Source organism: Gardnerella sp. KA00718 (genome assembly GCF_049244285.1).
Taxonomy (GTDB): Bacteria; Actinomycetota; Actinomycetes; order Actinomycetales; family Bifidobacteriaceae; genus Bifidobacterium; species Bifidobacterium vaginale.
In genome coordinates, this window is sequence record NZ_CP058370.1 from 1155110 (window position 1) to 1169677 (window position 14568).

General features: G+C 38.5%; 13 protein-coding genes and 1 tRNA gene. 9 read left to right on the forward strand and 5 right to left on the reverse strand.

What is annotated here, in order from left to right; genetic code table 11:
• Positions 1 to 4 precede the first annotated feature (4 nt).
• The 9 genes from HXT55_RS04680 (at position 5) to HXT55_RS04720 (ending at position 9913) form a co-directional block, all read left to right on the forward strand.
• On the forward strand, positions 5 to 538 hold the full coding sequence (locus HXT55_RS04680; RefSeq protein WP_004115388.1) for a hypothetical protein: 534 nt from the start codon (positions 5 to 7) through the stop codon (positions 536 to 538).
• Positions 535 to 1725 (forward strand): vWA domain-containing protein, encoded by a 1191-nt coding sequence (locus HXT55_RS04685; protein ID WP_004115392.1) that lies wholly within the window; start codon positions 535 to 537, stop codon positions 1723 to 1725. The genes HXT55_RS04680 and HXT55_RS04685 overlap by 4 nt, the downstream gene beginning before the upstream one ends.
• Positions 1722 to 2759, forward strand: a complete 1038-nt coding sequence (locus tag HXT55_RS04690) for a vWA domain-containing protein (RefSeq protein WP_004115395.1) — start codon at positions 1722 to 1724, stop codon at positions 2757 to 2759. The genes HXT55_RS04685 and HXT55_RS04690 overlap by 4 nt, the downstream gene beginning before the upstream one ends.
• On the forward strand, positions 2756 to 3370 hold the full coding sequence (locus HXT55_RS04695; protein ID WP_048730310.1) for a DUF6466 family protein: 615 nt from the start codon (positions 2756 to 2758) through the stop codon (positions 3368 to 3370). The genes HXT55_RS04690 and HXT55_RS04695 overlap by 4 nt, the downstream gene beginning before the upstream one ends.
• 118 nt (positions 3371 to 3488) lie before the next feature.
• Positions 3489 to 3689 (forward strand): hypothetical protein, encoded by a 201-nt coding sequence (locus tag HXT55_RS04700; protein ID WP_004118052.1) that lies wholly within the window; start codon positions 3489 to 3491, stop codon positions 3687 to 3689.
• A 5-nt stretch (positions 3690 to 3694) separates the two neighbouring features.
• Positions 3695 to 5365, forward strand: a complete 1671-nt coding sequence (locus tag HXT55_RS04705) for an alpha/beta hydrolase (RefSeq protein WP_180947408.1) — start codon at positions 3695 to 3697, stop codon at positions 5363 to 5365.
• Positions 5366 to 5434: 69 nt separating this feature from the next.
• A complete protein-coding gene (gene purB / locus HXT55_RS04710) occupies positions 5435 to 6877 on the forward strand; it encodes an adenylosuccinate lyase (protein ID WP_064623607.1) in 1443 nt (480 codons plus the stop codon).
• A gap of 29 nt (positions 6878 to 6906) precedes the next feature.
• A complete protein-coding gene (locus HXT55_RS04715) occupies positions 6907 to 9342 on the forward strand; it encodes a lysylphosphatidylglycerol synthase transmembrane domain-containing protein (protein ID WP_014554652.1) in 2436 nt (811 codons plus the stop codon).
• Positions 9343 to 9631: 289 nt separating this feature from the next.
• Complete coding sequence (locus tag HXT55_RS04720; protein ID WP_004112617.1) at positions 9632 to 9913, forward strand: HU family DNA-binding protein; 282 nt, start codon at positions 9632 to 9634, stop codon at positions 9911 to 9913.
• A gap of 152 nt (positions 9914 to 10065) precedes the next feature.
• Here HXT55_RS04720 and HXT55_RS04725 read toward each other — a convergent pair.
• From HXT55_RS04725 to tig, 5 genes are all read right to left on the reverse strand, one after another.
• Positions 10066 to 10139: transfer RNA gene (locus tag HXT55_RS04725), tRNA-Arg, on the reverse strand.
• Between the two features lie 139 nt (positions 10140 to 10278).
• Positions 10279 to 10947 (reverse strand): ATP-dependent Clp protease proteolytic subunit, encoded by a 669-nt coding sequence (locus tag HXT55_RS04730; RefSeq protein WP_004112616.1) that lies wholly within the window; start codon positions 10945 to 10947, stop codon positions 10279 to 10281.
• 6 nt (positions 10948 to 10953) lie between these two features.
• Positions 10954 to 11565: an ATP-dependent Clp protease proteolytic subunit gene (locus HXT55_RS04735; RefSeq protein ID WP_004112615.1), complete on the reverse strand. Its 612-nt coding sequence runs from the start codon at positions 11563 to 11565 to the stop codon at positions 10954 to 10956.
• Positions 11566 to 11600: 35 nt separating this feature from the next.
• Positions 11601 to 13064 carry a chloride channel protein gene (locus HXT55_RS04740; RefSeq protein WP_004112613.1) on the reverse strand — a complete coding sequence of 488 codons (1464 nt, stop codon included), beginning with the start codon at positions 13062 to 13064 and terminating at the stop codon, positions 11601 to 11603.
• Positions 13065 to 13186: 122 nt separating this feature from the next.
• Complete coding sequence (gene tig / locus HXT55_RS04745; RefSeq protein WP_004112612.1) at positions 13187 to 14545, reverse strand: trigger factor; 1359 nt, start codon at positions 14543 to 14545, stop codon at positions 13187 to 13189.
• Positions 14546 to 14568: the final 23 nt, after the last annotated feature.

Consider the following 14568-nt stretch of genomic DNA (forward strand, 5'->3'; position numbering starts at 1 on the left):
GTCGATGAGTATTCTTGATGTTAATAAAATTCTAAACGATGATTCAATGCTATTTGCATTTATTGGCTTAAGTCTAATAATCGCATGCGCTGCTTTCGTAGTTCTATATGCTGCAATTTATAAAATAAACACTAAAGGGGATTCTAAGCAAAAAGTTAAAAATGCTGCTCATACATTGAATGCAAATAAGCAAGAATGGCGTAAAAAGATTGATTTAGTGGTAAGCCAATATCATGAAAATAAAATTGAGAAAGATCAGGCTTTTGCAAAATTAGCGCAAATAGCTAGACAATATGTTTCCATAATGAGTGGCGAAAACATTAAATCGCATACACTTGGAGAAATCAGTTCACTTAGAAAATCTTGGAAAAACACTCATGGAGCAGATCTTTTAAGACAAACAATCGCAGCATTATATCCTCCTGAATTTGCAGATAGCACATATAATAATCAAGCTAAAAATACAGATGTGGATCAGGGTGCAAGATGGGTTCTTATTCTGCTAGAAAGTTGGAAAACAAAGGAGAATAAAAGATGACATTCTCCACATTATCATTCTCAACATTATGTAACTGCCAAATATATAATTATTCAACACTCGTTTCATCTATTTTCTCTATGCGACTTAAATGGCCAATAGTCCTGTTTTTTGGTGTTTTAGCAAGCGTAATAATTCTTATAACTGTATTAGTGATTAGCGAGGTTAAACGACACAACTTAAAGAATCATTCGTACAATTCAAAAAACATTTTAGAATCAAGCTTTTTGAGAACATTTACTTTAGACGAGGATTTGCAAGGAAGTTTATGTGCTAGAAAATGGAGACTATGGAATATTCTTCGCAAATTCTCTTTTATAATGCTTATCCTAGCTCTTATATGCACTACAATTCTCAGCTCTAGACCTTCAAGAGTTTTAAACGCAAACGAACAATCAAGCTCTAGAGATATTGTTTTATGCTTAGATGTTTCTGGATCTACTCTGCCGTATGATTTGGAAGTTATTAACGCTTATTTGAAATTTGTTGAGCATTTTCAAGGCGAGCGCATTGGTTTGAGTATTTTTAATTCAACTTCTAGAACTGTTTTTCCTCTTACAGACGATTATTCACTTGTTAAAAAACAGTTGCAGTACGCTTCTAAGCTGTTGGATGGAGTTCAAACACAAGACAAAATCGACAATATGCAACAAAAGCAGTATCAGCAGATTTCCACGTGGCTTGATGGTACGCAAAACCGAAAAGAAGCAACATCGTTAATTGGCGATGGTCTTGTTAGTTGCGCTGCAATGATTCCTGGAGTTGTATATGGTTCTTCTAGCAACTCCCAAAAACCTCATAATCGTCTTAATCGTAGTGCATCTATTGTTTTAGCTACAGATAATGTTGTTTCTGGGAAACCAGTTTACTCTCTTAAGCAAGCTTTAGATCTAACAAAACGAGCTAATATTCAAGTCGATGGATTGTATTCTGGATCTACTCAAAGCGAAAATGAGAACACTACTAATCAGATGCGTGAACTTATTGAAAAAAATGGTGGCATTTTCTTAACTCAGCATAATTCTGATTCTGTTTTAGCTTTGGTACGTAAAATTGAACAGCAGCACACAATTATGCAAAAGGACTCTACACAATCAGCGTTAAGCGATGATCCTAGTATTGCAACAATATTTGCGGTTATTTTTGTAACTCTCTGGCTTATTTCAGCGAGAAGGATAAAACGATGAAAATATCTTTTAGTTGGATTTCGCTAGTTGCTATTGCGATTCTTGGCATTTTGGCATTATATGAAATTTTCCCAATTAATCGCAAAAACCTTAGTTCGGACGAAACAATTTATATGAGGGTTCGAAGAGTGTTGATATGCGTTCTTCTAGCTATTTGTGCATTATGCCCTTGTGTTATGAAAAGCACCTTGCAACGCTCTCTTAATGCTACAAATGTTATATTTGTTTTAGATGTTACTGGCTCTATGAATGTTAATGATTCTAAGGATTTAAACAACAACACAACCACTAGGTTTAATTCTGCAAAACAAATAATAAAACAAATTACAAATAATTACATAAACGCAAGTTTTACTGCTATTAGGTTTGGAGCGTCTTCTAGTGTTGATGTTCCACTTACGCCAGATTCTAATGCAATTGAAAATTGGGTTGATACTATCAACACTGAACCTGTTGGAGTTTCAAATGGAACTAGTTTGGATGCTCCCCTAGATAAAACTCTTCTTGAAGCTAAGGCAATTCATGACGCTCATCCGCAAGACGTTACAGTTTTATATTTAATAAGCGATGGAGAAGAAACAACTTCTAGAAAGCGTAGAACATTCTCATCTCTACGCGGATACGTGAATCATGCTTATGTTATTGGCGTAGGTTCTAAAAATGGCGGGAAAATCCCAAATACCACCACTAAGCTAAATGATTTAGATGATATAAATTCTACAGATTCTTCTACAAAACAATCTGGTAAATGGATTATTGACCCATCTACTGGAAAACCTGGAATATCTAAGATGGATCCGCAGAATCTTAAGAATATAGCTGATGAGATTAGTGGAAAATATGCTGACTCTAGCAAAAATCACTCTATTGGATTAGAAGCAAAAAATATTCTTTCTAAACAATGGAAACAGAACAATACTGTTAAGCCAAGACTTAGACCTGAGCCAATCGTTTGGCCTTTTGCTATTCTTGCAAGCATATTGATTCTTTGGGAATTATCATGCTGGATTACAAAATCAAGGAAGCTTATATGATTAGCAGAATCACACCTAAGTCACTCCTAAGATTTTCTCTTGTTACTTTATCTTCTATTGTTATAGCCTTATGCGCTATATCAGCTTATTTGTCTATTACTAATCTTAAAGCAGAATCAAAGTATAATTCTGCCACAAAATCACTAATAAATAACATAAAAGCGTCAAAAAAAGTTGATGCAGATATAGAAATATTGCTCGTATCTCAAAAACAGGTTGATGATCAATTTAGCGAAGCAAAATCGCCATACACTATTCTTTTACCTCACATAAAAAATAGTATTGAGCACAACGCACTAATATCTAAAAGACTTACTAGATTCTTACAAAAACAAATTGATGAAGATAAAAAGAATACTGATTCTAGTACACAATCCAACTATAATGACCGAAACCAAAAAAATAATTTGCAGGACAAATCTGGGAATTCTAGTTTAAGCGATTCTCAAAAAAAGAAGGTCGAAGACTTATTAAAACAAAACAATCAAAAAGATCAAGACCAGAATCAAATAAACCAATCCGAAAAAGATTACAGCAATAATGATTCAAATAGTAAGTCTGGAAAAACAAAGTCTTCTAAACAAGAAGATTCAAGTAACAAGCCGTGGTAAAGGTAATAAAAAAATATCTAATAGAATATAAACCCTTATATTTCAATATTTTGGAACCTTTAACCACATTAAAAGATTTTTCGTGACTATTTAAAAAACATTGTGTGTAATACTTTGTATGCATACATTTAATAATTATTACTGGCTGATAGCAAGAACAGAACAATGTTCTAACAGCGTGCTTGGCGAAGCACATTCAAATACTCTTAAAGATTGGCATGGAAAAGCCGCAAACGCGTTCAATGAAGAAATGTTTAATGTTGCCAAAAAAGCATGCGAAATTAGCTCTATTAACTCAAAAATCAACTTATGGAGGTGAATTTAATGCCTTGGAGAGTTAAATCAACAATAACAGGTGGGAAAACTATTAGCGTAGCTGATGCTAGCGAATACAAAACAAAATCCGCAAAATTACAAGAACTATCCAACGATTTCCACTCGTTAAGCACAAGCTGGATGCAAGCTGCGATGCAGATTGAAAGTCAAAAATCGTCTGTTTTCTCTGAAAATAACAAAAATTTTAATGGTTATTTTAATGACGATTCTTTACAACCGCTATTGGATCCTGCAGAATGCAGAATAAAATCAAGCCAATGTGAATCGTTATCAAATAAACTTGATGAATTATCTTCTCTAATAATCAGAGCAAATAATCTATATGCTAACGCAGAATACAAAAATAGAGAAAACTTAGATAATCTTGTATCGATTGGTACAAGTATATTTCCTATTACAGCAGTACCATTCTTTGCAAGCGTAGGATTTAGCATACTTTTAGATATGACTCAAAAAAGCGGTATGAAAAACTTTTCTAAATGGAGTCATGAAACTGCACCAATTCAACAAGGCTTTATTAGAGGCTTTTCTAAGCATTTTTTAATAAACCCCGTAACAGGAATCCCTATTCGTCTTTTTTCTAGTATTCAAGAAAAGAACGATGTAAAACATTCAAAAGCACCAGTTTCCACTTTTGCAAGCGCATTAAGCTTGTTTAGCGCAAAAATCAACGATGCAAACCAAGGGAATAGTCTTAAAGTAACAAAAATTAGATTACCTCACAGAGAATATTCGAAAATATTGCATTACAGAGGAAGCAATATTAGTCAAGCTCTTGCAAATCTAACAGATCTTTCAAATGGAAATCTTGGCGTAAAACCGCCTAAAATAAACGCAGATGGAGCAACAATAGCAATACAACGATTTAAGAAAAAAGACGGTAGTATATCTTGGCTTGTTACAATACCTGGAACAGATGGCAAACCAAAATCTCCTTTTGGATGGCCACAAAACGCAGAAGTTATGAGTAGTTCTAAAAACGTAAGACAAAATGCAGACAGCACAAAAATGGTTATAGAAGCCATGAGAAAAAGTGGAATTAAAGCAAAAGACTCAGTTATTCTTGTTGGACATTCACAAGGAGGAATTGTAGCTGCAAGCATAGCTAGCGATTACTCAAAACAATACAACATAAAACACATAGTAACTGCTGGATCTCCAATAGCAAACCATCCAATACCAAATAAAACTTGGGTCACAAGCATAGAAATGGAAGACGAACTAGTTCCTACCTTAGATGGCGCATCTAATCCAAATAGAAATAATTGGGTTACAATACATGGAACTGCAAAGAAAAGCGCTACTGCTCACAATGGCACAATCGCCCCTAAAACAGCTCATAATGCAATATACAATTCACTTGTTGTAAATGTAATAAAATCGCAAAACAAAAATAAAGAAAATAATAAGAAAAACAATAAACAATACAGAACTAAAAGTTATAAAAATGAAAAACTTTTTGAAAAAGATGGAATCTTAGTAAAAAATGTACCAGAAGAAGGAACGCTCACACATGATTTGAATTATCATAAAGCAGCTTATGAAGACGCTCATCAACTTGGATCTAAAGAGATACGAATGCAAGAAGAGCATTTTAGAAAAACACTAGGTGACGAATTAGAAGAAACAACACTATGGCAAGGAATTATGAGCCATTAACTATGCGCCATTAACTAATAACCGCTCAAAACACCTAGTAGTTTCATGCCATGCTGTAACCTTTAAAGTATGAAGCTTACTGATATTTGCCCTGCTATTGCTTTGACTCCGCTAGACGGAAGATACCACAATCAAACTGTTGATCTTGTAGAATTTCTAAGCGAACCAGCCTTAAACCGCGAGCGCATGCGCGTAGAGGTTGAATGGATGATCCTTTTAGCAAACGGATACAAGGGAAACGGATTCAAAACCATTGTAGACGGCGTAAATCCTTTAATAGATGAAGAATGCGATTATTTGCGTGCAATTCCAGAAAATTTTGGAGCAGAAGGAATAAAACGCCATGCAGCTCACGAAGCTATAACACATCACGACGTTAAAGCTGTTGAATACTACATTGACGACGAGTTAGACAAAGCAGAGCAAGTATTAGGGCATAAAACCCAGCTTAGCAATCTTAAAACATTAGTTCATTTTGCATGCACGAGTGAAGATATAAACAATCTTTCTATAGCGAGGTGCGTAAAAAACGCGGTTGAAAACGTATACACGCCAAATTTGAAAGCTATTGTTGATTACCTAACCCAAAAAGCACAAGAGTATAGAGATATGCCAATGCTATCTCTCACTCATGGTCAGCCTGCCACTCCTACAACTTTAGGTAAAGAGCTTGCCGTGTTTGTTTACAGGCTAAATAGACAGCTAAAACACCTTAGCTGCCAAGAATATCTTGGAAAAATAAACGGTGCTACTGGAACTTTTGGCGCTCACCTTGCAGCTTTCCCTAATATCGACTGGCTTAGCGTTTCTAAAGAATTTGTAGAAAATAGAATGGGTCTTTGTTTCAATCCTCTTACAACGCAAATCGAAAGTCACGATTGGCAAGCAGAGCTTTACAGCACAGTAAGTCATATTAACCATATTCTTCACAATCTTGCTGTAGACGTGTGGATGTACATTTCTCGCGGCGTTTTTGTACAAGTTCCAGTTAAAGGAGCTACAGGATCTTCCACAATGCCTCACAAAGTGAATCCTATTCGATTTGAAAACGCGGAAGCAAATCTTGAGATTTCTTGCGCACTTTTCGACACTCTTTGCGCAACTCTTACCGAAAGCCGTTGGCAGCGAGACTTAACAGATTCAACTACTCAACGAAACGTTGGATCCGCATTCGGCTATGCTCTTCTTGCTTTAAACAATCTTCTTGGAGGCTTAAAGTCGATTCATCCAAACACGCAAATGATGAGTGAAGAGCTTAACAGCAACTGGGAAGTTCTTGGAGAACCAATCCAAACTGCTATGAGAGCTCAAGAAATTGCTGGCGTAGAAGGAATGGAACGCCCATATGAGCAGGTTAAAGAATTAATGCGCGGTCATAGTATTTCTAGGCAAGATGTTGAAAAGTTTATATCTTCTAGAAACTTTGATACAGAAACAGCAAATAGGTTAAAAGCTCTTACACCAGAATCTTATACTGGTATTGCATCTAGGCTGGTTGATTTTATTCGATAAATTTTATTTAATAAATAAACGGTGTGGTTATGCAATCGCAAGTAGAAGAAAATTTGGTTATTAATGACACGAGGCCTAAATTAGTTCGTAATTGGGCTGACTTGATTTACGCGATTATATCTATTGCACTAGGAACTGCGGTTGTACTGTTTACAATGTGTTTTTCTGGCACAACCGCAGGCGTAGAGCACGATGCAAAAAATGCTGGAAAAATTATTGTGTGGATTGTAACTGGATTACCATCTTCTCTTTTCCAGCAAGCAATTACAATCGCCATAGTAGCTAGCGTAGTAATTTCTATGATTAACGCAAGACGTTGGATTGATACAACGATATCTACACTAACCTTGCTATTAACATATCCTCTAGTATGGTATATTTCTTATCTTCTCACTGCTTTAAATAATGCTCCACTATTTACATCATTCAATTCGATTTCCAGCAGTCACGGTACTGAATTATTGCCAGACATATACGCGGTAATAGTTGCTTTTTTAACCGTTAGTGGACCTAGACGAGATAGTAAAGTCGTAAGAATATCTTGGCAAGCATTAATAATTGCTTCACCTATACTAATAGTCACATCATGGCATTCACTAACAGGTGTTTTAACATCTTGGTGTATTGGTCGCGCTATAGGTACAATAATCAGATTTATTAAAGGCACTCGCAGCAAAGGTGCTTGGGGAAAAGATATAGTTGACGCATTAGAAAATATTGGAATTACTCATCTTGTTCAATTAAACAGACGTACACTAACTACAGACCATAATGGTGTTCTGAAATCTAGCCTTGATGACGATCTGATTGAAAATTCAAGGCTATACGATGCGATTGATATTCATGGAACAAGATACGTGATTTCGGTTCTAGATAATCAGGTTCACTTGCCAGGATATCTAAATCAGCTATGGCAATGGATTAAGCTAATAGATATACCAGTTAGACGAGATCGTTCTGCAAGACACTCCATACATCATCATCTTTCAATGCTTCTTGTTCTTAGGAGCTTGCACTTAGCTACAGCAAACGTTTATGGAGTAACAGATTGTGGAAAATCTTCAATAATGGTATTCCACACCGATAATGTACTTGTGCCATGCAATTTAAACACGCTTACAATTAAAGATGCGGAAAGACTTATGCGCTACCTCGATATTGCAAACAATCGAGGAATAACACATAGAAGAATAAGCCCAGAAACACTTGCAAGGCTAGAAGATGGAACTCCGGTTATTGCAGGATGGCAAAATGGCGATGTGGCTAGCGACGACATCAATATTGCTTTAGACAAAGTACAACTTTTATCAATAATCGCAACATGCATTGATACAAGTAGCGCTATAGAAGCTGCTATGAATACTTGGGGCGCAGATAAGCTAGCTCAAATAATGCCTTTTATGCAAAAAGCTGCTATTCCTTCATCAACTAGAGCATTAACGTCTTGGAATAAGAAATTGTTTGAAGAACTTAAAACTAAGCTGGGTGAAAAGGTATGCGAGCACACAGATGACGAAGATTATGATACAGTGCGATTAGCCCGTTTTAATATTAGATTCTTCGTTACGCTGATTCTTATTGTTGCAGCTCTGGCTGCTATTGCAACACAATGGCATCCTCAAGAAATTGTATCTGCTCTTAAACGCGCGGATACATTAATGGTTCTATTATGCTTTGCGTTCAGCTTGCTAGCTTGGGTAGGTTCTGCGATTACAGTTGGATCTTTTATGGACGATTCACGCCCTTCTGCTGGCGTTCTGTTTACATCACAAGCTGCTTCTGGGTTTACAGCTGTTTCCATGCCAGCTGGCGTAGGACCAGCCTTTGTGAACATGCAAATTATAAAAAAGAATGGGTATTCGGCTGCTCAAGCCACAGCCATTACAAGTGCAGTTTGGCTTTTACAAGCACTTGTTACAGCTTTAGTTATGTTCTGCGTAGGCATTTTTACTGGTAAAAATGTGCTTTCTGGAATGATTCCTACACACATGCTCATAACAGTAATAGGAATAGTAACGCTAATCATATGCACTTTTATGATTATTACACCTATTCGAAAATTTATACGTAAAAGATATCTTCCTATTCTTTCAGATTATGGTAAACAGATTAAAGAGCTAATAAGTAGCCCTAAACAGCTCATTAAAGGCACTGTAGGCGGTCTTATTCTTGTTTTTGCAACAGGACTGGGATATTGGGTAGCTCTTCTTGCTTTCGGCTACTATGCAAACCCTTGGGAAACAGTGCTACTGTTCCTAGTTGCCAATACTGCTGGTTCCGCTGTTCCTACACCAGGTGGATTGGGAGCTGTTGAAGCTTCACTTACTTTTGCTTTTACCTCAGTTGGAATTCATCCAACTATCGCATTATCTGCTACCCTACTTTACAGACTCATGTTCTACTGGCTAAGAATACCAATAGGCGCTTTTGCTATGAAAAGTCTTAGTAACCGCGGATTAGTTTAGACCATGTAACATATGCTTAAAAAGCTAGACAGCTTAGTATGGTCTGCTTAAAATCTTGAAAAACCAACTTTCTTATTATATAAGATTATTTAGTTGATAATAGTATAAATAAACCTATATAAGGCATTTCTACGATTTTAAAGTATTTTATCAAGCAAAAAATCTAAAAAATCGTAAAAAAATCTCGGAAAAACGGCGAAAAACCGCGCATTTGTAGGGAAAATGTATTAATATCTATGAGTGAAAGTGGTCTTTGGAAGAGAAGGCCCCTAACACAAAGGATGCTTGTATGGCATACAACAAGTCTGATCTCGTTTCGAAGATCGCTCAGAAGTCCAACCTTACCAAGGCACAGGCCGAGGCCGCTGTCAACGCATTCCAGGATGTGTTCGTTGAGGCTTTGCAGTCTGGTGAAGGATTGAAGCTCACTGGCCTGTTCTCCGCTGAGCGTGTAAAGCGCGCTGAGCGCACTGGCCGCAACCCACGCACTGGCGAAACCATTAAGATTCCTGCATCTTACGGTGTTAGAATCTCCGCTGGTTCTTTGCTCAAGAAGGCAGTTACTGAGTAGGTTTAAACGATAAGCGTAAGACTTACAAGCAAACGAGGAACGCTCCCAATTTTGGATTTGTTCCTCGTTTTTTTATACCTAATATGATTTTGTATGCGTTAAGCGGAAAACAGAATAAAAAAAAAACGCGGTGAAAATCACCGCGCCACCTGTGCGCCAGACAGGATTCGAACCTGCAACCTTCTGATCCGTAGTCAGATGCTCTAATCCGTTGGGCTACTGGCGCATGTTTCCGAAGCCTTAGGAAATCGTTCCCTTGTTTTCGGCAACTTGACTAATATACAACCATATTCACAAAAACACAACCCTTGGCGTGTCGCCAAGGGTTGCAGCTAAAACATAAAAATCTAAAAAGTAAAAACTACTTAAGACCTATGTTCAAGAACTTCATCTACCATACCGTATTCTTTAGCCTGAGGAGCTGTAAGAATCGTATCCACCTCAATATCTTTACGAATACGCTCAATATCCTGACCAGTATGCTTTGCAAGAGTGGATTCCAACCATTCGCGCAAACGCAACATTTCCTTAGCCTGAAGCTCTATCTCAGTAGCCTTACCAAAATCCTGACCCATAGCAGGCTGATGAATAAGAACACGAGCATTTGGCAGAATCATACGCTTACCAGCAGAACCAGCTGCAAGCAAAATCGCAGCAGCCGAAGCAGCTTGCCCTAAACACACCGTTTGAACATCTGGCTTAATATACTGCATAGTGTCGTAAATTGCCGTCATAGCTGTCATAGAACCGCCTGGAGAGTTAATGTACATCATTACATCCCTATTTGGATCCATGCTTTCTAGAACCAAGAGCTGAGCCATAATGTCATCAGCAGAAGTGTCATCAACTTGTACACCCATGAAAATAATACGATCTTCAAAAAGCTTAGTGTACGGATCTTGAGTTTTCATACCATAAGGAGTCTGCTCGCCAAATTGAGGCAAAACATAACGATTCGTAAACACACCACTGGTTTGACCAAATCCACCCAAGCGCTGGGCGCGTGCAACAAACTTTGCTTCTTCACTTGCCATATAAAATCACTCCTCCCCACGCATAGAAGCTGGAGTGGTGACAATCTTATCCACAAAACCATACTCCAAAGCCTGCTGCGCAGTAAACCAATGATCATACTCATTGTCACGGTAAATTTCTTCAACTGTATGACCAGTCTGCTGCGCAGTAAGCTCAGAAAGAGTCTTCTTCATATCCATAATTAACTCAGCATTAATACGCACATCAGTTGCAGTACCGCCAACGCCACCAGAAGGCTGGTGCATAAGAACACGTGCATGAGATGTAATAAAACGCTTACCAGGAGTACCAGAACTCAGTAAGAACTGACCCATAGAAGCAGCCATTCCCACAGCAATAGTAGCCACATCTGGCTCAATAAGCTGCATAGTATCATAAATCGCCATTCCTGCCGTAATAGACCCTCCAGGCGAATTTATATAAAGCCAAATATCTTTTTTAGGATCTTGCGCAGCTAGCATAAGCATCTGTGCACAGATGATATTAGCATTTTCATCCTTGACTTCAGAACCAAGCCAAATAATACGATCCTTTAAAAGTTGATTAAAAATCGAATCCATTGGATTTTGTGGCTCCCCTTCTTGCATAATGGGAGAAGCCGTAAACAGCTCAGTCACCTTATCTCCTTACAAACATTTTGAATATATCTAGACTATCGTGTGCGCGTGACCGCAAAAAAATGCGAAATAAATCGCTCAACACAATTAGCTACGCAATTGGACACAATTGCAGCAAATAGCATAAGAAAAAGTAATGCAAACGGCGCATTTACTAATTCAGCAACTAAAAGCCAAGCCATAATTGGAGCTTTTCTGGAAGATGCAAGTAAAGAAACAGCGCCAATAATAGATACAGAAATTGCAGAAACTTGCGAAATGTCAAAAACTTGCGAAAGCGCAGACGTTGAAAAAATAGCGTATAAAATCACACCAAAGCAAGCGCCAGTCGAAATACTCGGCTGCAAAACGCCTCCAGAGGCACCGTAACGCAAAACCAACAAAGTCGCAAGCATTTTCATCATTGCAAGAAGCAATAAAATAGTCACAATATGTGAACTTTCTGCCAAATACGGAAAACTAGCTACAGAAAAAGCAAGCTGAGAAAGCGACCTACCATTCCCCATAATATGCGGAAACCAACAAGCCGCAACACCAATAACTAAGCCAGCTACAGGCATAAAACACAGCATTTGTATGCCACGCAAAGCATGAGTTCTACACCAAATAATACCCAAGCGAAAAACGTAACCAACTAAGCCGCACGCTGCACCAACAACAACAGTTAAAACGCAAATTTGCCAAGAAATCACGCAAGAAAATTGCGAAATATTGTAGTATCTAGAATGATGCAATAAAAATTCAACAACAAACGCAGCAACATAATTCATAACAAGAGCAAAAGGCAAGCAATGCAAACGCTCCGAGCGCGCAATATTTTTAGCTGCATTATCTATTAGCGAGCCATTCTCGCGATTTAGCCACGCATAAAAACCAAAACCTTGGGTTTTACTAAGCAAACCTAAAGAAAGCACGGTGCCAGCTAAAGGCGCGTGGTACACTGCAGCCAAGCCAGCACCTGCAGCAGACGCAACTAGTATACGCTGAGTTTTAACAGACATATGAAAAATACTGCTGCAACGCTGAGCAATCATTGCAGCTAATTCTCTAGGAGCTACTTCCCTTCCGATTGAAATTCCAGAGCCAACAATGCCGATTTGCAATAAAACATGTGCAATAGTAGAAAAAATTGGCATTCTACTGCCACTAACGGCTTGTGGAATAGTAACGATTCGAGGAGGATTTTCTCTTTTTCGCAAAAAATACCAAGCCAGTGCAGCAATAGTCATAGCAATTGTGCCAGGTAGCACGTATCGATACCAAGGAAGAGCTGAAAATACAGTGTTTTTAGCAGATTCAATTGAGCCAAAAGCAAGGTATTGTACAGCATAAAAAATAAGCGTAAGAACTGTAGCTCCTAGGCCAATAAGAACGCCAAGGGCAACAGAGACTGCAATAAAACACGCTAGACGAATTGCAAAACTAAATAACTTGCAAGATTTACCGAATCTGCCAAATCTGCAACAAGCTTCATGCTTAGTTTTAGCACTATTATCCATAATGTCTCGCAATTCTTAAGATTTTCCTATAATAATCGTAATTATTTAATTAGATATAAGTAAGACCCAGCGGAGCTAAACTCCACTAGGTCTTAGATTAAAATCTAATAGAAGATACTAACTTACTTTTCAGAGGTAAGCTCATCAGCTACTGCAGCAGCAGCGGAAGCAGCTTTAACGCTTTCGTCTTCTGGCTCCTCTTCTTCCGTTAAGAAAGCACTCAAGTCTATAGCCTCTCCACCAGCAACGAATTTCACAGCACGCATACCAGCAAGCAAGCCCTTAGAACGAGCAACTTCCTGAACAGCGGAACCAAGCTGACCATTACGAACAATAGCGTTAATAAACTGGCTTGGATCCATACCATACTGCTGAGCAACAGAAACCAAGAAGTTAGTGACATCTGCCTGAGATACAGAAACATCGAGGCTTTCTGCCAAAGCGTCGAGAACCATTTGGTCACGAAGCTCCTTTTCTGCAGCCTTCTCAGCTTCTTCCTTCTGCTCTTTAGTAGCCTTTTCAGGATCTGGAGTCATACCCTTAAGATGTTCAGCAACAGCCTTTTCTTTAACACCCTTTGGTACAGGAATCTCAACCTCTTCCTGAATCTTAGCAATAAAGGCATCGCGAGCCATAGTAGCCTGACGGCCTTCATTTGCCTGCTCGCAAGACTTACGAACATCAGCTTTAAGCTCTTCGAAAGTATCAAACTCAGAAGCTTCCTGAGCGAAGTCATCATTAAGCTCTGGCAATTCCTGAGTCTTAACAGAGTTAACCTTCACCTTAACCTGAGCTTTTTTACCCTGGTTCTTTCCAGCCTCAAGAGTGCCTTCAAAAGTGGTCTCTTCGCCAGCGGAAAGACCTTCCAAAGCTTCATCCAAACCATCAAGCATGGTGTTGGAACCAAGCTCATAGCTCACGCCATTCTGAGAATCAGCAACCTCATCGTCGATTCGAGCTTCCAAATCAATGTTAGCAAAATCACCCTTCTTAGCTGGGCGATCAACACCAACAAGAGTACCGAAGCGCTGACGCAAAGCCTCAAGACGAGCATTAACATCTTCGTCTGTAACTTCTGGCTTTTCTACTTCGATTTCTACACCCTTGAACTTGTTAAGCTTGAACTCTGGACGACGCTCAACAGTTGCAACAAACTTAAGCTTAAGTTCGTCTTTAGCAGATTCTGGGACTTCCTGAACATCAAATTCTGGCTGATCCATTGGGCGAATCTTCTTTTCTTCCAAAGCCTTAGAATAAAGCTCTGGAACAGCAGAATTTACAGCTTCACCGGCAACAGCTCCGAAGCCAACTCGCTGATCTACAATCTTGCCTGGTACGTGTCCCTTACGGAAACCTGGCACGTTGATTTGCTTTGCGATCTCTTTACGAGCCTGATCCATAAATGGCTCAAAATCTTCGAGATCTGCGGTAATGGTGAGCTTAACCTTAGTTGGCTCAAGATTCCTGACGCTGATTTTCACGCTTCATGCTCCTGAAATTACGT